Consider the following 18600-nt stretch of genomic DNA (forward strand, 5'->3'; position numbering starts at 1 on the left):
AGGGCTTTTTTCATGTCGCCGGACAGCGAATTAGCTCTGCTTTTCCGCCTTTGCCAGCTCTTTTATCAGCGGCAGCATCACCTTGACGACATCGCGGCTGCGGTGTTCGATACGACCCGGCAGAGCCTTATCAATATGCTGCTGGTTATCCAGCTGTACGTCATGCCAGCTGGTTCCTCGCGGGAAGGAGGCGGATTTGTTGCGCTGTTGATAGCCATCTTTCTTACCCAGAGACCAGTTCGTGGCCTCCACGGACAGGACCGGGATCCCCGCGCTATCAAAAATGCTGGCGTCATTACAGCAGCCGGTACCCTGCGGATAATCATGATTGAGGCCAGGATTGGTATAGGCGGCAATCCCTTTGCTGCGCGCAATAGCCAGCGCGCGGTCTCGGGTGAGTTTGCGAATCGAGGCGGGAGTGCTGCGCCCGCTATTAAAATAGAGCTTATCGCCAACCACCAGATTATCGAGATTAATCACCAGCAGCGTATTTTTCTTCTCCGCATCGCTCATTCGCTTCAGGATATTTTGCGCGCCGAGATTACCTTCCTCTTCACCGCTGGAAGCAATAAAGCGAATGCCGTAGTGAGTGGACACATTTTTCAACCGCTCGGCCAGCTCCAGCAATACGCCCACGCCGACGGCATTATCGTCGATGCCCTGCAGGGTCAGGCCGCCAAGGTTGCGTTCGACGTCAGCATCGCTCATGGGCGCATAGGTGTCGAGGTGCGCCATCACAATGATCTGCTGGCGAGCCGCGCCTTCATGGGCGGCAATGACGGTGCTGCCGGTGACGTTTTGCCAGTTTTTCCGTTTATCCGTATTGCTGTAGATATAACGCGCGTGGAAGCTGCGGATGTCGCTTTGATAGCCCATTTGGGCAAACTGCTGACGCACATAGTCCGCCGACAGCATTTCAGCGGGCGAACCGGTCATTCTTCCGGGAAAAACAGTCGCGATATGACGAGCCTGGGTATTTGCGGTTTCGCCCATGGCGCTGAAAGCCGGGGCGGAGAAGACAAAACCTGCGCCAAGCGCCAGGGGAAGGAGGCGGCGGCACAACGCGGAAAACATAGCGGGGGTCCTTTCTCGAGGGAAAAATTTAACGCTCATAGTATGAAACTGTGACTGCGGTTAAACAATTTCATTTGCTCTTAAATAGCGGAAAAACCGCGCGTTAAGCACTTTTTGATATTTGCTTTTTCAGGTCGTTATTCTTTTGGGTAACTACTCATTCCATTTAGTAATTTCATTTGCTCTAAACAGCACCCTATAGTCGCTCTATGACTGATTGTAAGCGAGTTGTTGCAACGTGGACTATTTGCCCCTGTTTGCCGAATTGAAAGAAAAACCGGTGCTGGTTATTGGCGGCGGAGACATTGCGGCGCGCAAAATTATGTTCTTGCGCCGGGCAGGAGCCAACGTGCAGGTTGTGGCGGCAGCATTATCTGAAGAGGTCGCCGCGCGGGTTGAACGCCAGGAGATTCAGTGGCGGGCCCATGAGTTTGAAGAGCAACAGCTGGACGATGTCTTTTTAGCGATCGCCGCGACCGACGATGATGCGCTCAATCAGCGGGTTTCCGCTGCCGCCAACGCCCGTTACCGGTTGGTGAACGTTGTCGATAATCAGCCGCTCTGCTCGGTGGTGTTTCCCTCCATCGTGGACCGTTCTCCGCTGCTGATAGCGATATTCTCCGGCGGTTCAGCACCGGTATTGTCCCGGCTGATTCGCGAAAAAATCGAAGCGCTGCTGCCCACTAACCTGGGACGCGTCGCCGAGGCGGCCAGCTACTGGCGGCATCATATCAAAACGCATCTGACGACGACGGCAGCACGGCGGCACTTCTGGGAGCGGGTCTTCAATGGCCGTTTTGCCAGTCTGATGATTGCCGGAAATAAAGCCGCCGCCGATAAGGCGTTGGAAGAAGAACTGCATCAGCCGGAAAAACGGCTGGGTGAAATTATTCTCGTCGGCGCCGGGCCGGGCGATGCCGGGCTGCTGACGCTGCGCGGCCTGCAGGCGGTACAGAAGGCGGACGTGGTGTTTTATGACCATCTGGTGACGCCGGAGATCCGCGAACTGGTGCGCCGCGATGCCGAGATGATCTGCGTGGGTAAGCGCGCGGGCGAACACTCGGTGCCGCAGCATGAAACGAACCAGATGCTGGTCGACGCGGCGCGAGAAGGCAAAACGGTGGTGCGCCTGAAAGGCGGCGATCCGTTTATTTTCGGACGCGGCGGCGAAGAACTACAGGCGGCCGCCGCCGCAGGGATTCCGTTTCAGGTGGTCCCGGGCGTAACGGCTGCTGCCGGGGCGACGGCCTATGCCGGCATTCCGCTGACCCATCGCGATTACGCCCAGAGCGTCACCTTCGTCACCGGTCATTACAAGGCCGACAGCGCCGCGCACGACTGGTCGCTGCTGGCGCAAAGCCGACAGACGCTGGCTATCTACATGGGCACCATGAAAGCGGCGGAAATCAGCGCGCAGCTGATCGCCCACGGTCGGGATAGCAATACGCCGGTGGCGGTGATTTCTCGCGGTACTCGCGCCGATCAGCAAACGATAACGGGCACCTTACAGCAGCTCGAAGCGCTGGCGAAAGATGCCCCGATGCCCGCTCTGCTGGTCGTGGGCGAAGTGGTGCAATTACACCACCAGCTCGCCTGGTTTCAACAAACAACTCAAGCAGATGCGTTTAACGCGTCTGTGGTGAATCTGGCTTAAGGAACGGTTATGGACCAAAAACGACTCACTCACCTGCGGCAACTGGAGGCTGAAAGCATCCACATTATTCGCGAGGTGGCCGCCGAATTCTCTAACCCGGTGATGATGTACTCCATCGGTAAAGATTCCAGCGTCATGCTGCATCTGGCGCGTAAAGCGTTTTATCCGGGAACCCTGCCTTTTCCGCTGCTGCACGTTGATACCGGCTGGAAATTCCGCGAAATGTATGAATTCCGCGACCGTACTGCCAAAGCCTACGGCTGCGAGCTGCTGGTGCACAAAAACCCGGAAGGGGTGGCGATGGGGATTAACCCGTTTGTTCACGGCAGCGCCAAGCACACCGACATCATGAAGACCGAAGGTCTGAAGCAGGCGCTGGACAAGTACGGCTTTGATGCCGCCTTCGGCGGCGCCCGTCGCGACGAAGAAAAATCGCGCGCCAAAGAGCGCATCTACTCTTTCCGCGACCGTTTTCACCGCTGGGATCCGAAAAACCAGCGTCCGGAGCTGTGGCACAACTACAACGGCCAGATTAACAAGGGCGAAAGCATCCGTGTCTTCCCGCTCTCCAACTGGACCGAGCTGGATATCTGGCAGTACATCTATCTGGAAAATATCGAAATCGTTCCGCTGTATCTGGCGGCCGAGCGTCCGGTGCTTGAACGCGACGGTATGCTGATGATGATTGATGACGATCGTATCGATCTGCAACCGGGCGAGATGATCAAAAAGCAGATGGTGCGCTTCCGTACTTTAGGCTGCTGGCCGCTGACCGGTGCGGTGGAATCCAACGCGCAAACGCTGCCGGAGATTATTGAAGAGATGCTGGTCTCCACAACCAGCGAGCGTCAGGGTCGTATGATTGACCGCGACCAGGCCGGCTCCATGGAGCTGAAGAAACGTCAGGGGTATTTCTAAGGAGCCGCCATGAACACGACAATTGCCCAACAAATTGCTAATGAAGGCGGCGTAGAAGCTTATCTGCACGCGCAACAGCACAAAAGCCTGCTGCGCTTCCTGACCTGCGGCAGCGTCGATGACGGGAAAAGTACCCTGATTGGCCGCCTGCTGCACGATACCCGACAGATTTACGAAGATCAGCTCTCATCGCTGCATAATGACAGTAAGCGTCACGGCACGCAGGGTGAAAAACTGGATCTGGCGCTGCTGGTGGATGGCCTGCAGGCTGAACGCGAGCAGGGCATCACCATCGATGTCGCCTATCGCTATTTCTCTACCGAGAAACGCAAATTTATTATCGCCGACACCCCGGGGCACGAGCAGTACACCCGCAATATGGCCACCGGCGCTTCCACCTGCGATCTGGCGATTCTGCTGATGGATGCGCGCAAAGGCGTGCTCGATCAGACTCGCCGTCATAGCTTTATCTCGACGCTGCTGGGAATTAAAAACCTGGTGGTGGCGGTGAATAAAATGGATCTGGTGGATTTTAGCGAAGAGACGTTTAATCGCATTCGCGAAGAGTACCTCACCTTTGCCGGGCAGCTGCCGGGTGACGTTGATATTCGCTTTGTTCCGCTTTCTGCCCTTGAAGGGGACAACGTCGCGACCCAGAGCGTCAGCATGCCGTGGTACAGCGGCCCGACGCTGCTGGAAGTGCTGGAAACCGTTGAAATCCGTCGCGTGGTGGAAAATCAACCGCTGCGTTTCCCGGTCCAGTTTGTTAACCGGCCCAACCTCGACTTCCGCGGTTTCTCCGGGACCGTGGCTTCCGGCAGCGTGAAGGTCGGACAGCGCCTGAAGGTACTGCCATCGGGCGTTGAATCCAGCGTGGCGCGTATTGTGACGTTTGACGGCGACCTGCAGGAAGCCGGTGCCGGTGAAGCCATCACTATCGTGTTGAAAGATGAGATTGATATCAGCCGCGGCGACCTGTTGGTCGATGCGCAGGTGACGCTGCCCGCGGTGCAAAGCGCCAGCGTGGATGTGGTGTGGATGGCCGAGCAGGCGTTAGCCCCGGGCCAGAGCTATGACATTAAAATTGCCGGCAAGAAAACGCGCGCGCGTGTCGACGGGATTCGTTATCAGGTTGATATCAATAATTTGACCCAGCGCGAAGTCGAGTCGCTGCCGCTGAACGGGATTGGACTTGTCGATTTGACCTTCGACGAGCCGCTGGTGCTGGACAAATATCAGCATAACCCGGTAACCGGCGGGCTGATCTTCATCGACCGGTTGACCAACGTCACGGTAGGTGCTGGCATGGTGCGCGAACCGCTGGAACAGCGCCAGGCATCGACATCCTCCTTCAGCGCGTTTGAACTGGAACTGAATCAGCTGATCCGTAAACACTTCCCGCACTGGGACGCGCGCGACCTGCTGGGAGGCAAGTAATGGCCCGGCATGACGAAAACGTCGTCTGGCACGCCCATCCGGTCACCCGGGAGCAGCGCGAACAACACCACGGCCATCGCGGCGTGGTGCTGTGGTTTACCGGGCTGTCCGGCTCAGGTAAATCTACCGTTGCCGGCGCGCTGGAAGAGGCGCTGCATCAGCTGGGCGTCAGCACCTATCTGCTGGATGGCGATAACGTGCGGCACGGCCTGTGTAGCGATCTCGGTTTTAGCGATAGCGATCGTAAAGAAAATATTCGTCGTGTCGGGGAAGTGGCGAAGCTGATGGTTGATGCCGGGCTGGTGGTGTTGACCGCGTTTATCTCTCCACATCGCGCTGAACGGCAGATGGTGCGCGAGCGTTTAGGCGAAGGGCGCTTTATCGAAGTGTTTGTCGATACGCCGCTGGCTATCTGCGAGGCGCGGGATCCAAAAGGGTTATACAAGAAGGCGCGAGCGGGTGAATTACGCAATTTTACCGGCATAGATTCGGTGTATGAACCACCAGAAAAGGCGGAAATTCATCTGGATGGTGAACAATTGGTAACAAATTTGGTGCACCAACTATTAGACCTCCTCAGACAGAGCGATATTATCAGATCCTGAAACGGCGGCGGCATTGAGGTGCCGGTCGCCCGGTCAACAGGATTCGATATGCGCAATACCCAGAACATCAGTCTCATTCGTCCAGAACCACCCGCGGTGGCCCATGACGAGACCACCTGGTCTTTGTCAGGCGCCGCCGTGGGCTTTATTTCATGGCTGCTGGCGCTGGGTATTCCTTTCCTCATGTATGGCAGTAATACGCTTTTTTTCCTCCTCTACACCTGGCCCTTTTTTCTCGCCTTAATGCCGGTTGCCGTGGTCGTCGGGATTGCGCTGCACTCGCTGTTGAACGGTAAGCTCCTGTACAGCGCATGCGCGACCATTTTGACCGTGGGGCTGATGTTTGGTCTGCTGTTCCTCTGGTTGCTGGGATAGTCCTTTCTGCGTATGAATCAAGCCTGGGTATCGGCGACAGAAATGTGTTACAGTCCCCGCGTTACGCGGCGTCGTCCGCGCGTCGGAGTGAAATGCTCGGGCGAGTTATGGGATGATGATGCCGTTTTTCAGGGGGCAGAATGGGTAAATTAACGCTGCTACTATTGGCTTTGCTGGTCTGGCTACAGTACTCGCTGTGGTTCGGTAAAAATGGTCTGCATGACTATAGCCGGGTGAATGACGACGTCACCGCGCAGCAAGCCACTAACAGCAAATTAAAGGCGCGCAACGATCAACTGTTTGCGGAAATCGATGACCTTAACGGCGGTCAGGAAGCGATCGAAGAGCGCGCGCGCAATGAACTAAGCATGACCCGCCCGGGCGAAACATTTTATCGTCTGGTCCCGGATGCGTCTAAGCGCAACCAGGGGTCGACGCAGAACAATCGATAAACAAGCCCAGGATTACGACATGGCAGCCACTTTTCCGGGTGTTTGCGCCGTGGTACCGGCAGCCGGTTTTGGCCGCCGTATGCAAACGGAATGCCCGAAACAATATCTCTCAATCGGTAACAAAACGATTCTCGAACACGCGGTCGCCGCGCTGTTGGCGAACGCGTGCGTGCAGCGCGTGGTGATTGCCGTCAGTCCCGGCGATATCCGCTTTAGCCAGCTGCCGCTGGCCACTCATCCGCAGATTACCGTCGTCGACGGCGGGGCCGAGCGCGCTGACTCCGTCCTGGCTGGTCTGCAGGCGCTGCCTGAGGCCGAATGGGTACTGGTGCACGATGCCGCGCGCCCGTGCCTGCATCAGGATGACCTCCAGCGCCTGTTGGCGCTGCGCGAAACCAGCCGCGTGGGGGGCATTCTCGCTGCGCCGGTTCGCGATACCATGAAACGCGCGGAACCCGGCAAGGTGGCTATTGCGCACACCGTCGATCGGAATGACTTATGGCATGCGCTGACGCCGCAATTTTTCCCTCGTGAATTACTCCTCCAGTGCCTGACGCGCGCGCTCAATGAAAGCGCGACCATCACCGATGAAGCCTCGGCGCTGGAGTACTGTGGCTTCCATCCCGAACTGGTGGCCGGACGAGCTGATAATATTAAAGTGACGCGCCCGGAAGACCTGGCGCTGGCAGAATTTTACCTTACCCGTTCCCGACACCAGGAGAAGGCTTAATGCGAATTGGACACGGTTTTGACGTACACGCTTTTGGTGGTGAAGGCCCAATCATTATTGGCGGGGTGCGCATCCCTTACGAGAAAGGGCTGTTGGCCCATTCCGATGGCGACGTGGCGCTGCATGCGCTGACCGATGCCCTGCTTGGGGCGGCGGCGCTGGGGGATATCGGCAAGCTGTTCCCGGATACCGACCCGGCCTTTAAAGGCGCCGACAGCCGCGAGCTGTTGCGCGAAGCCTGGCGGCGGATTCAGGCCAAAGGTTATACCCTCGGAAACGTCGATGTCACGATCATTGCTCAGGCGCCGAAAATGCTGCCGCATATTCCGCAGATGCGTGTCTTTATCGCCGAAGACCTCGGCTGCCATATGGATGATGTCAACGTGAAAGCCACCACCACCGAGAAGCTGGGTTTCACCGGCCGCGGTGAAGGCATCGCCTGCGAAGCGGTGGCGCTGCTGCGTAAGGGGCAGCAATGATTGCCTTCAATGAACTCACCTGGCTGCACGGTAAACCGCAGGGGCAGGGGATACTGAAAGCCAACCCGGAAGATTTCGTGGTGGTCGAAGATCTCGGCTTTGCGCCGGATGGCGAAGGCGAGCATCTGTTGGTACGGATTCTGAAAACGGACTGCAATACGCGGTTTGTGGCGGATGCGCTGGCTAAGTTCCTTAAAATCCATGCGCGGGAAGTGAGTTTTGCCGGGCAGAAAGATAAACATGCCGTGACCGAGCAGTGGCTGTGCGCCCGGCTTCCGGGCAAAGAGATGCCTGACCTGAGCAAGTTTCAGCTGGAAGGTTGCCAGGTGCTGGAATACGCGCGGCATAAACGTAAGCTGCGGCTCGGCGCGCTGAAGGGCAACCAGTTTACCCTGATTCTGCGGGAAATCAGCGATCGCGACGATGTCGAGCGGCGTCTGCAGGCTGTTGCCGCACAGGGGGTGCCGAACTATTTCGGCGCCCAGCGCTTTGGTATCGGCGGCAGCAATCTGCTGGGCGCGCTGCGCTGGGCGGAGAGCGGCGCACCGCTTCGCGATCGCAATAAACGCAGTTTTTGGCTGTCGGCGGCGCGTAGCGGCTTGTTTAATCAACAGGTCAGTATTAGATTAAAAAAACCGGAATTTAATCAGGTTGTTGATGGCGATGCGCTACAATTAGCGGGGCGCGGGAGCTGGTTTGTCGCTACGCCTGAGGAACGCGCGCAGCTGCAGGAGCGGGTTGATAACCGTGAACTGATGATTACGGCGGCGTTACCGGGAAGCGGCGAGTGGGGCAGCCAACGCGAGGCGCTGGCCGCCGAGCAGGCGGCCGTTGCCGAAGAGACGCAGCTCCAGGCTCTGCTGGTGCGTGAAAAAGTAGAAGCGGCACGCCGGGCGATGCTGCTCTATCCGCAGCAGATGAGCTGGAACTGGTGGGATGACGTAACCGTTGAACTGCGTTTCTGGCTGCCAGCGGGCAGCTTCGCCACCAGCGTGGTAAGGGAACTTATCAATACAACGGGTGACTATGCGAATATTGCTGAGTAACGATGACGGGATTCATGCGCCGGGTATTCAGACCCTGGCGAAGGCCTTACGGGAGTTTGCTGAGGTCCAGGTAGTTGCACCCGATCGTAACCGCAGCGGCGCATCGAACTCCCTGACTCTCGAGTCTTCGTTACGCACTTTCACTTTCGATAACGGCGATATCGCCGTCCAGATGGGGACACCAACGGACTGTGTCTATCTCGGCGTCAACGCCCTGATGCGCCCGCGTCCGGATATCGTGGTTTCCGGCATTAACGCCGGCCCCAATCTCGGCGATGACGTTATCTACTCCGGCACTGTCGCCGCGGCAATGGAAGGCCGTCACCTCGGCTTTCCGGCGCTGGCCGTCTCCCTGAATGGTCATCAGCACTACGACACCGCGGCGGCCATCACCTGCTCTATCCTGCGTGCTTTAAGCCGCGAGCCGCTGCGTACCGGTCGCATCCTCAATATCAATGTGCCCGATCTGCCACTTGAGCAGATTAAAGGCATCCGCGTCACTCGCTGCGGCAGCCGACATCCCGCCGATCAGGTCATTCCGCAAAAAGATCCGCGCGGCAATACGCTGTACTGGATTGGCCCGCCGGGAGAGAAGCACGATGCCGGGCCGGATACCGATTTTGCGGCCGTTGACGAAGGCTATGTCTCCGTGACGCCGCTGCACGTTGATTTAACCGCCCACCAGGCTCACGGGATGGTGGCCGACTGGCTGGATCGCGTCGGAGTGGCAACACAATGGTAAGCAAACGTGTAGAAAGCCTGCTGAATCAGCTGCGTACTCAGGGCATCGTTGACGAGCGCGTGCTGGAGGCGATAACCCTGGTACCGCGTGAAAAATTCGTTGATGAAGCCTTCGAACACAAGGCGTGGGAGAACACGGCACTACCTATCGGCCAGGGGCAAACCATCTCGCAACCCTACATGGTGGCGCGGATGACGGAGCTTCTGACGCTGACGCCGGAATCGCGGGTGCTGGAGATTGGCACCGGTTCAGGCTACCAGACGGCGATCCTGGCGCATCTCGTTCATCATGTGTGTTCGGTCGAACGGATTAAGAGTTTACAGTGGCAGGCGCGTCGTCGCCTGAAACAACTTGATTTACATAATGTTTCAACCCGTCACGGCGATGGATGGCAGGGTTGGAAGGCACGCGCTCCCTTTGATGCGATTATCGTCACCGCCGCACCGCCGGAAGTGCCGCCAGCGCTGCTGGCGCAGCTGGATGAGGGAGGCGTGCTGGTATTACCGGTGGGCGAGGAGCATCAGTTCCTGAAACGGATCCGTCGTCGCGGTAATGAGTTTGTGATGGATACCGTCGAAGCCGTACGCTTTGTTCCTCTGGTGCAAGGGGAGCTGGCGTGAGACCCGGATTTATCCAGGTTTTTTTTGCCTGACTTTAGGCGTAGGGTGGACACATTTTCAGTGTCCTGGCCGGGTGTTGTCCGGTAAGCAAGATATTGGCAGTTAACATATTCCTGGGGGATAAATGAGCGCGGGAAGCCCAAAATTTACCTTAAGCCGTATTGCGGCGTTATCACTGGTTTCACTCTGGCTGGCAGGTTGTACGAATACCAATAATCCGCCTGCGCCGGTTAGCTCGGCGGGTGGAGCCTCATCCTCGGGAACGAATTCCGGGATGCTGATCACTCCGCCGTCGACAACAGGATCCGCCATTGTTCCGCATACCCCTCAGGTACAGCCGGTTCAGACGCCTGCGACGCAGGTTCAGCCGATGGCTCAGCAGCCGGTGCAGACCGTGAACGGCAAGATAGTCTATAACCGTAAATATGGCGATATTCCGAAAGGCAGCTATACGGGTGGCAGCACCTATACCGTGAAACGCGGCGATACGCTGTTCTATATCGCATGGGTAACAGGTAACGATTTCCGTGACCTCGCGCAACGCAACAACATCCCTGCACCATACGGTCTGAACGTCGGTCAGACGCTGCAGGTTGGCAACTCTGCTGGCCAGCCAATCACCGGTGATAACGCCGTTGCTGCGGCAAGCGTACGGGCAAGCGGAGGTGCGACGGCGGCCTCAAATACTGCACAAAAATCGACCGCGGTGGTTGCGTCACAACCAACTATTACGTATTCTGAATCCTCAGGTGAACAGAATGCTAATAAGATGTTGCCGAACAATAAGCCAGCGACGACGACTACCGTCGCGCCAGTGACGGCTCCCGCTGTTAGCACAAACCAACCGACTGCAAGCAGTACGTCAACCAGTTCGCCTATCTCCACATGGCGCTGGCCGACTGATGGCAAGGTTATCGAGAACTTTAGTGGCGCAGAAGGCGGCAATAAAGGTATTGATATTGCAGGCAGTAAGGGACAGGCTATTGTCGCGACCGCTGACGGACGCGTCGTCTATGCCGGTAACGCGCTGCGCGGTTACGGTAATCTTATTATCATCAAACACAACGATGATTACCTGAGTGCCTACGCTCATAACGATACAATGCTGGTCCGGGAGCAACAGGAAGTTAAAGCGGGGCAGAAAATCGCTACCATGGGTAGCACCGGCACCAGCTCTACAAGATTGCATTTTGAAATTCGTTACAAGGGGAAATCCGTCAACCCGCTGCAGTATTTACCGCAGCGATAATTTGGCGAAGTACGGATAAGCGTCACATCAGTTAGCAGACGCCAGGCCGGTCGCAACAGCCCCTTCACCGGGGCAAAAAGTCTCCGTCCGGCGTCGTTGAATGATGTATAGCGAAGGTGCTTTGCTCAGGGATCACGGGTAGGAGCCATCTTTATGAGTCAGAATACGCTGAAAGTTCATGATTTAAATGAAGACGCGGAATTTGATGAGAACGGAGTCGAGGTTTTCGATGAGAAAGCCTTAGTAGAAGAGGAACCCAGTGATAGCGATCTGGCCGAGGAAGATCTTCTGTCGCAAGGCGCAACACAACGTGTGCTTGATGCGACGCAACTCTACCTGGGTGAGATTGGTTATTCCCCACTGCTGACGGCCGAAGAAGAAGTCTATTTCGCCCGTCGCGCATTGCGTGGTGATGTGGCTTCACGCCGCCGGATGATTGAAAGTAACCTACGTCTGGTGGTGAAAATTGCTCGTCGTTATAGCAATCGTGGTCTGGCGCTGCTGGATCTGATTGAAGAGGGCAATCTGGGGCTGATCCGCGCGGTTGAGAAGTTTGACCCGGAACGTGGGTTCCGTTTTTCGACTTACGCCACCTGGTGGATTCGTCAAACGATTGAACGGGCAATCATGAACCAAACCCGTACCATCCGTTTACCTATCCATATTGTCAAAGAGCTGAACGTCTATCTGCGTACCGCACGTGAGTTGTCCCATAAGCTGGACCACGAGCCGAGTGCGGAAGAGATTGCCGAGCAGCTGGATAAGCCGGTTGATGACGTGAGCCGTATGCTGCGTCTCAATGAGCGCATTACCTCAGTGGACACGCCGCTGGGCGGCGACTCGGAAAAAGCGCTGCTGGATATTCTGGCCGATGAGAAAGACAACGGTCCGGAAGACACCACGCAGGACGATGATATGAAACAAAGCATCGTTAAATGGCTGTTCGAACTGAACGCCAAGCAGCGTGAAGTCCTGGCGCGTCGTTTTGGCCTGTTGGGCTATGAAGCCGCTACGCTTGAAGATGTTGGCCGTGAAATTGGTCTGACCCGCGAACGCGTACGTCAGATCCAGGTAGAAGGCCTGCGCCGCCTGCGGGAAATCCTGCAAGGACAAGGGCTGAACATCGAAGCGCTATTCCGCGAATAAGCAATTTTCCTCTCAAAAAGGCCCGATCGTCCGATCGGGCCTTTTTCTTTGCATGCTACGCCTGCCGGGTCTCATGTAAATGGCGCCACAAAATACGCCCTTCAGCTTTCCTGAACAGGACCGTTGACCAGCGGATAGTTTCGCCCTGCTCGGGTAAACGCTGCCTTTCCCGATAGCATATCACCGCGCCATCGTGCCATTCGGCGAGCGTGGTCGCGCTATCAATGGTGATGCTCAAGCCTGGACGACTGCCGCCTGCGGCCGCAAAGAAAGCGCTGAGCGCCCGGTGGTTCATGACGTTTCCACCGATACCGACCATTGAAAAATCAGGGGAAAAGCGTGTCATTAAGGTCTCTGCCGCGCCTTGTTTCTGACTCAGCCAGTTTTCAATAGCCACATGGGCGTCGATCGTTTCCTGAATATATGGGTTCATGGGGTCTCCATTTTTTGATGCAGGCGCGTGACTATCGCCTGGTTATTAAGGCGCAGACAGCCCAGAAGCGGGATAAGCGTCAGGCACGCGGCGATGATAAACACCCCGTGCCAGGCCTGCGTTGACGGATAATAAACCTGCAGGACCGCCAGCAATGCGGACAGCAACGCGGCCCCGGCCAAAAAGCTGAGCTGGCGGTTGATGTTCCACAGTGCGCTGGCATCCGGCATATCGCCATTGGCGATGTTGAGAAATGCACAGCTTTGGGCGGTGCTGCTGCACAGGCTGCCGCCGGCGCCCATCAGGATAAAGGCGAAAACCAGCGACGCCATTGAGCTTTGCGGCGTGACGCCGGTCAACAGCAGGATCCCGGCGGCCTGAAGCAGGCAACCGAAGAGAATAAAGGGGCGAGGGCCGAGGCGATTAAAAAAACGGCCGGTCAGAGAGATAGCCACAAAAGACGCCAGCGACCAGGGCAGCATCAGGGCGCCCGTTGCCGAAGGCGACATGCCGGTTATTGTCTGCAGGTAAAACAGGCCAACCACATTAATGCCAATAAAGACGCCGGGTACGCAGAGATAAATCAACATGGCGAAACGCAACAGCGGATCGGCCAGCAGCGGCAGATGTAAGAAACGGGAGGACCGTGCGGGGGCGTCGTCATTTTTTAGCCATACGCTGGCTAATGCCAGAGTGACCAGCGCCACGGGCAGGCTGACCAGGAAGACCCCGCGCCAGCTGAATGTTTCAACCAGCAGTCCACCTGCCGCCGGAGAACAGGCGGGGGCCAGCAGACCTACCAGCATCACGGCGGCCGAGAGTTTCGCCCGCTCGTGCGGCTGAAACAGCTGCCAGGTCAGAGACTGTCCGACGGGGATAAGCAAGCCACCGCCCATCCCTTGCAGGGCACGCCAGAAAATCAGGCTGCCCAGCGAGTCGCTCAGTCCGCAGGCCAGCGCTGCGGCGCTGAACAGCGTGAGCGAGAGCATAACGAGCCGGCGAGCTCCGCAGCGCTGCGTCAACCAGGCGCTGAATGGCACGACCAGCGTCAGGCCGGCAATGTAGCCATTACTCACCCAGGCCAGTTCACTGACGGAGGCGTTGAGCGCCCGGCTCATACTGGGGAAGGCGACGCTGGCGATAAACATATTGATTAAATCGAGAAAGAAACCCAGTAAAAAAACGGTGGCGACCTTGCTGCGTGCTGTCATTTTTATTCCTCATCAGAAGGCCGCTACTCTAAACCGCAGGGACAGGCGGATAAACAGGACATCCGGGGATATACTGTCTGAAAATTTTTGACAATAAGTGAAGTGAATATGCTGAATCTGCAACGCATGACCATGTTTGTCGCGGTGGTGGAAAGCGGGAGTTTTACCGCGGCAGCGGCGGCCCTGGGGCAAACTAAGGCGGTGGTCAGCTTTAACGTGCGTCAGCTGGAGAGCGAACTTGGCGTCACGCTGTTGTTACGATCCACGCGACGGCTCACGCTGACTGAAGCGGGGTCGCTGTTCTATCATCGCGGCCTGGCATTACTGAAAACGGCGGAAAACCTGCAGGATGAGGTGCGGGCCAGCCATAGCGGATTGAGCGGTGAACTCCGTATCACCACGACACCGGAGTATGGTACCCAGGTGATTATTCCCGCGCTGGCCGAGTTCAGTCAGCGGCATCCGGCGCTACGGGTACGCCACGTCTCCTCCTCGCACCATGCGGACTTAATCTCTGAGCGTTTTGATGTAGCGATCCGCCTCGGAACGCTGGCAGATTCGCGCTACCGCGCGGCGCTGATCTCCCGTTTTGCGATTGTCCCGGTTGCCGCGCCGGCATGGCTGGCGGAACATCCTCTGGAGACGATTGAGGATTTGGCCCGGGCAGCGTGGATTATTCATGAACGGTTGTCCGCGCCGCTCCATTGGCAACTCACCGGACCGCGCGATGAGAGCGTGGCTTTAGATATTAAAGCGGTGCCGCGACTGTCGGCGGATAGCGCCAGCGCGCTGCTGGCTTTCGCCCTGGCGGGATGCGGGGTTGCGCTGTTGCCCGAGTGGCTGGTAGCGCCGGCACTGGCGGAGCACAGACTGGTTCAGGTCATGCCCGGGTTTACCTTTCCCCCGCAGGGCGTGTATGCGGTTTATCCGGACGCGCAGCATGTCCCGACCCGGGTCCGGGCGTTCATTGATTTCTTACGCGAGCGCCAGGGCTAATTCTTCTTGCGTCATGAGCGTGTGGATGAAGGGCGCAAGCGGATGGTGTTATTTATCGCTCAAGCGCACCGTTTTTATATTTCGCATCATCAATGAAAACTATTTATTAATTAAAATGACGGAAAAGTGAATAGCATTTGAGTATTGGCGATCCCTCTCGCAATCGATAATAAAATCATTCCGTTTGATTTCCAGCTGATAATTTCTGCCGACCGGCGGAGTGAGAATCGCGGTGGGTGCCTGAGGCTGTCTGGCGTTGAGCATTGACAGGATCCGGCTAGACGTAAGTCCCGGCAGATAATTCTATCCACTGAGGCCGGCGTATGAGCCTTGCAGCCATTTATTTTCGAAAAGGGCAGCGCTTTACGGGCTGCCCTTTTGTCACTTCTGCGGAATAAGAAGGCGTTACACCAGGCTCTTCAGCCGGTAAATCCACTCCAGCGCCTGACGCGGGGTCAGAGAATCCGGGTCGAGATTTTCCAGCGCTTCTACCGCCGGCGAGGTCTCTTCCGGGGCGGAGAGCAGCGACATCTGCGTACCATCGACCTGCGTGGCGGCGACGCCTGGGGCAATACTCTCCAGCTCGCGTAATTTCTGCCGCGCGCGCTTAATCACCTCTTTAGGCACGCCCGCCAGTGCGGCAACCGCCAGACCGTAGCTTTTGCTGGCGGCGCCATCCTGGACGCTGTGCATGAAGGCGATGGTATCGCCATGTTCCAGCGCATCAAGATGGACGTTCGCCACGCCTTCCATTTTCTCCGGCAGCTGGGTCAGTTCGAAGTAGTGGGTGGCAAAAAGGGTCAGCGCCTTAATCTTATTGGCCAGACTTTCGGCGCAGGCCCACGCCAGCGACAGACCGTCGTAGGTGGAGGTCCCGCGGCCGATTTCATCCATCAGCACCAGGCTGTGTTCGGTGGCATTATGCAGAATATTGGCGGTTTCGGTCATTTCTACCATGAAGGTGGAACGGCCGCTTGCCAGGTCATCTGCCGCGCCGACGCGGGTAAAGATGCGATCGATAGGGCCGATTTCAACTTTCTCCGCCGGGACGTAGCTGCCGATATAGGCCAGCAGCGCAATCAGCGCGGTCTGCCGCATATAGGTACTTTTACCGCCCATATTCGGGCCGGTAATAATCAGCATCCGGCGCTGCGGCGCCAGGCTCAGCGGGTTGGCGATGAACGGCTCCTTCAGCACCTGTTCGACCACCGGGTGACGGCCTTCGCTGATGCGAATACCCGGTTTGTCGCTGAAGGTCGGGCAGCAGTAGTTCAGGGTTTCCGCGCGTTCGGCGAGGTTAACCAGTACATCCAGTTCCGCCAGCGCGCTGGCGCTTTGCTGAAGGTCGGCAAGGTGCGGTAGCAGCATATCGAACAGCTGCTCGTAGAGCTGTTTCTCCAGCGCCAGCGCTTTCCCTTTCGACGTCAGTACTTTGTCCTCATACTCCTTCAGTTCCGGAATAATGTAGCGCTCGGCGTTTTTCAGCGTCTGGCGGCGGACGTAGTGAATCGGGGCATGTTGGCTCTGGCCGCGGCTGATCTGAATGTAGTAACCGTGCACGGCATTGTAACCGACCTTCAGCGTGTCCAGCCCCAGGCGTTCGCGTTCGCGAATTTCCAGCTTATCGAGATAGTCGGTGGCGCCATCCGCCAGCGCGCGCCATTCATCGAGCTCCTCATGGTAGCCCGGGGCAATAACGCCGCCGTCGCGCACCAGCACCGGCGGCGCGTCGATAATTGCGCGTTCGAGCAGTTCGCGCAGTTCGCTGAACTCGCCCATTTTATCGCGCAGCCGCTGGACCGGCGCGCAGCTGACGTCAGCCAGCATCTCGCGCAGGATCGGCAGCTGCTGGAACGCATGACGCATGCGGGCGAGATCGCGCGGACGCGCGGTGCGCAGCGCCAGTCGCGCCAGAATACGTTCCAGATCGCCCACCTGACGTAGCACCGGCTGCAGTTCGGTATAACGCTCCTGCAGCGCGCCTATGGTTTGCTGGCGTTCGACCAGCACCGCCGTGTCGCGTACCGGCATATGCAGCCAGCGTTTGAGCATCCGGCTGCCCATCGGCGTCACGGTGCAGTCGAGCACCGACGCCAGGGTATTGTCGAAACCACCGGCCAGATTCTGGGTAATCTCAAGGTTACGGCGGGTTGCCGCGTCCATAATAATACTGTCCTGCTGGCGCTCCATGGTGATGGAGCGAATATGCGGCAGGGAGGTGCGCTGGGTATCTTTGACATATTGCAACAGGCAGCCGGCGGCACAGAGACCGCGCGGCGCATTTTCGACGCCGAAACCGACCAGGTCGCGGGTGCCAAACTGTAAATTCAGCTGCTGGCGCGCGGTGTCGATTTCAAACTCCCACAGCGGACGACGGCGCAGGCCGCGGCGGCCTTCAATCAACGCCGATTCGGCAAAATCTTCGGCATACAGCAGTTCAGCCGGGTTGGTACGCTGCAGCTCGGCGGCCATGGTTTCGCGGTCGGCCGGTTCGCTCAGGCGGAAACGACCGGAGCTGATATCCAGCGTCGCATAGCCAAAGCCTTTGCTGTCCTGCCAGATAGCGGCCAGCAGGTTATCCTGACGTTCCTGCAGCAGCGCTTCATCGCTGATAGTGCCAGGCGTGACGATACGCACCACTTTACGCTCGACCGGACCTTTGGTGGTGGCCGGGTCGCCAATCTGTTCGCAAATGGCCACCGATTCACCCTGGTTGACCAGTTTGGCGAGATAGTTTTCCACCGCATGGTGCGGGATCCCGGCCATAGGAATGGGCTCACCCGCCGAGGCGCCGCGTTTGGTCAGCGAGATATCGAGCAGCTGAGAGGCCCGTTTGGCATCATCATAAAACAGCTCATAAAAGTCGCCCATACGATAGAACAGCAGGATCTCCGGATGCTGAGCCTTCAGCTTCAGATACTGCTGCATCATTGGGGTGTGAGAGTCTAAATTTTCTATTGTACTCATCGGTTTGTGATGTCCATTTTCTTAATTTTTAATGAGTTAGTGATTTTTATTGTTATCATTAAGTTTCACGGTGTCTCATCGAATATCATGAAATCCTGCATTTATGTTCATGACTGCATAAGGTGCATGATAACGGAGTCTTTATGGCAGGAAAACAAGAGGGAAAGCCACTTTCGTTTAAAGCGGTAGAAATGATGAAGCCTGGCGACAAAGATAAGGCTGATGTAGGCGAAAATCGTGGCTTACGTGTCTCCTGTGGTGCAACTGGGGTTAAGTCTTTTTCTACCGTTACACAAGTTCTCTGACTGGCAAGCTTGCTCAGGTTAAAATTGGTAACTTCCCCCAGACTTCTCTCGTGACCTGCCCCCAGTATTACTTAAAGGGCTTGCCCGATGAGTGAGTCTTTTGACAGGGCTTGCAGTGAATTTGCGTAGAAGTTTTGGTATACTGTTTGAACGATGTCTTT

Annotated in this window: 18 protein-coding genes and 1 pseudogene; 15 read left to right on the forward strand and 4 right to left on the reverse strand. The window is 57.0% G+C overall.

The genetic code is table 11. From position 1 onward, the window contains the following. Window positions 1–30: 30 nt before the first annotated feature. A complete protein-coding gene (locus Q1L34_RS05025) occupies window positions 31–1074 on the reverse strand; it encodes an aminopeptidase (protein WP_004866962.1) in 1044 nt (347 codons plus the stop codon). A 247-nt stretch (window positions 1075–1321) separates the two neighbouring features. On the opposite strand from Q1L34_RS05025, the gene cysG reads away from it, so the two are divergent. The 13 genes from cysG (at window position 1322) to rpoS (ending at window position 12527) form a co-directional block, all read left to right on the forward strand. Next, window positions 1322–2728 carry a siroheme synthase CysG gene (gene cysG, locus Q1L34_RS05030; protein ID WP_327204572.1) on the forward strand — a complete coding sequence of 469 codons (1407 nt, stop codon included), beginning with the start codon at window positions 1322–1324 and terminating at the stop codon, window positions 2726–2728. Between the two features lie 9 nt (window positions 2729–2737). After that, entirely contained in the window at window positions 2738–3646 is a 909-nt protein-coding gene (gene cysD, locus Q1L34_RS05035; protein WP_004866959.1) for a sulfate adenylyltransferase subunit CysD, read from the forward strand. 9 nt (window positions 3647–3655) lie between these two features. Continuing rightward, window positions 3656–5083 carry a sulfate adenylyltransferase subunit CysN gene (cysN, locus tag Q1L34_RS05040; RefSeq protein ID WP_004866956.1) on the forward strand — a complete coding sequence of 476 codons (1428 nt, stop codon included), beginning with the start codon at window positions 3656–3658 and terminating at the stop codon, window positions 5081–5083. After that, window positions 5083–5688, forward strand: a complete 606-nt coding sequence (cysC, locus tag Q1L34_RS05045; RefSeq protein WP_032718167.1) for an adenylyl-sulfate kinase — start codon at window positions 5083–5085, stop codon at window positions 5686–5688. Before cysN ends, cysC begins: the two co-directional genes overlap by 1 nt. A 48-nt stretch (window positions 5689–5736) precedes the next feature. Beyond that, entirely contained in the window at window positions 5737–6063 is a 327-nt protein-coding gene (locus Q1L34_RS05050) for a DUF3561 family protein (RefSeq protein ID WP_004866953.1), read from the forward strand. A 140-nt stretch (window positions 6064–6203) separates the two neighbouring features. After that, window positions 6204–6515 (forward strand): cell division protein FtsB, encoded by a 312-nt coding sequence (gene ftsB / locus Q1L34_RS05055; RefSeq protein ID WP_004866952.1) that lies wholly within the window; start codon window positions 6204–6206, stop codon window positions 6513–6515. Between the two features lie 19 nt (window positions 6516–6534). Beyond that, entirely contained in the window at window positions 6535–7245 is a 711-nt protein-coding gene (gene ispD, locus Q1L34_RS05060) for a 2-C-methyl-D-erythritol 4-phosphate cytidylyltransferase (protein ID WP_044347446.1), read from the forward strand. Next, a complete protein-coding gene (gene ispF, locus Q1L34_RS05065; RefSeq protein ID WP_004866948.1) occupies window positions 7245–7724 on the forward strand; it encodes a 2-C-methyl-D-erythritol 2,4-cyclodiphosphate synthase in 480 nt (159 codons plus the stop codon). The genes ispD and ispF overlap by 1 nt, the downstream gene beginning before the upstream one ends. Further along, complete coding sequence (truD, locus tag Q1L34_RS05070; RefSeq protein WP_048023747.1) at window positions 7721–8770, forward strand: tRNA pseudouridine(13) synthase TruD; 1050 nt, start codon at window positions 7721–7723, stop codon at window positions 8768–8770. Before ispF ends, truD begins: the two co-directional genes overlap by 4 nt. Beyond that, complete coding sequence (surE, locus tag Q1L34_RS05075; RefSeq protein WP_004866944.1) at window positions 8751–9512, forward strand: 5'/3'-nucleotidase SurE; 762 nt, start codon at window positions 8751–8753, stop codon at window positions 9510–9512. Before truD ends, surE begins: the two co-directional genes overlap by 20 nt. Continuing rightward, window positions 9506–10132, forward strand: a complete 627-nt coding sequence (locus tag Q1L34_RS05080) for a protein-L-isoaspartate(D-aspartate) O-methyltransferase (RefSeq protein WP_004866942.1) — start codon at window positions 9506–9508, stop codon at window positions 10130–10132. Before surE ends, Q1L34_RS05080 begins: the two co-directional genes overlap by 7 nt. A 124-nt stretch (window positions 10133–10256) precedes the next feature. Further along, window positions 10257–11381, forward strand: a complete 1125-nt coding sequence (gene nlpD / locus Q1L34_RS05085) for a murein hydrolase activator NlpD (protein WP_004866940.1) — start codon at window positions 10257–10259, stop codon at window positions 11379–11381. Window positions 11382–11534: 153 nt separating this feature from the next. Beyond that, window positions 11535–12527, forward strand: coding sequence for an RNA polymerase sigma factor RpoS (gene rpoS, locus Q1L34_RS05090; protein WP_004866938.1), 993 nt, complete (start codon window positions 11535–11537; stop codon window positions 12525–12527). Window positions 12528–12582: 55 nt separating this feature from the next. On the opposite strand, the gene Q1L34_RS05095 is transcribed toward rpoS, so the two are convergent. Further along, window positions 12583–12960 (reverse strand): DUF4440 domain-containing protein, encoded by a 378-nt coding sequence (locus Q1L34_RS05095; RefSeq protein ID WP_064367849.1) that lies wholly within the window; start codon window positions 12958–12960, stop codon window positions 12583–12585. Then, window positions 12957–14171, reverse strand: coding sequence for an MFS transporter (locus tag Q1L34_RS05100; RefSeq protein WP_327204379.1), 1215 nt, complete (start codon window positions 14169–14171; stop codon window positions 12957–12959). The genes Q1L34_RS05095 and Q1L34_RS05100 overlap by 4 nt, the downstream gene beginning before the upstream one ends. A gap of 108 nt (window positions 14172–14279) precedes the next feature. Here Q1L34_RS05100 and Q1L34_RS05105 point away from each other — a divergent pair, with 108 nt between their 5' ends. Next, window positions 14280–15167 carry a LysR family transcriptional regulator gene (locus Q1L34_RS05105; RefSeq protein ID WP_004866931.1) on the forward strand — a complete coding sequence of 296 codons (888 nt, stop codon included), beginning with the start codon at window positions 14280–14282 and terminating at the stop codon, window positions 15165–15167. Between the two features lie 405 nt (window positions 15168–15572). Here Q1L34_RS05105 and mutS read toward each other — a convergent pair whose 3' ends face one another. Continuing rightward, window positions 15573–18134, reverse strand: a complete 2562-nt coding sequence (gene mutS / locus Q1L34_RS05110) for a DNA mismatch repair protein MutS (RefSeq protein WP_004866928.1) — start codon at window positions 18132–18134, stop codon at window positions 15573–15575. A 143-nt stretch (window positions 18135–18277) separates the two neighbouring features. Between mutS and Q1L34_RS05115 the strand changes: the two are divergent. Further along, window positions 18278–18489 (forward strand): annotated as a pseudogene (locus Q1L34_RS05115) (integrase arm-type DNA-binding domain-containing protein); the annotation flags it as partial. Window positions 18490–18600: the final 111 nt, after the last annotated feature.

This window comes from Klebsiella ornithinolytica (assembly GCF_030505655.1).
Classification (GTDB): domain Bacteria; phylum Pseudomonadota; class Gammaproteobacteria; order Enterobacterales; family Enterobacteriaceae; genus Klebsiella; species Klebsiella ornithinolytica.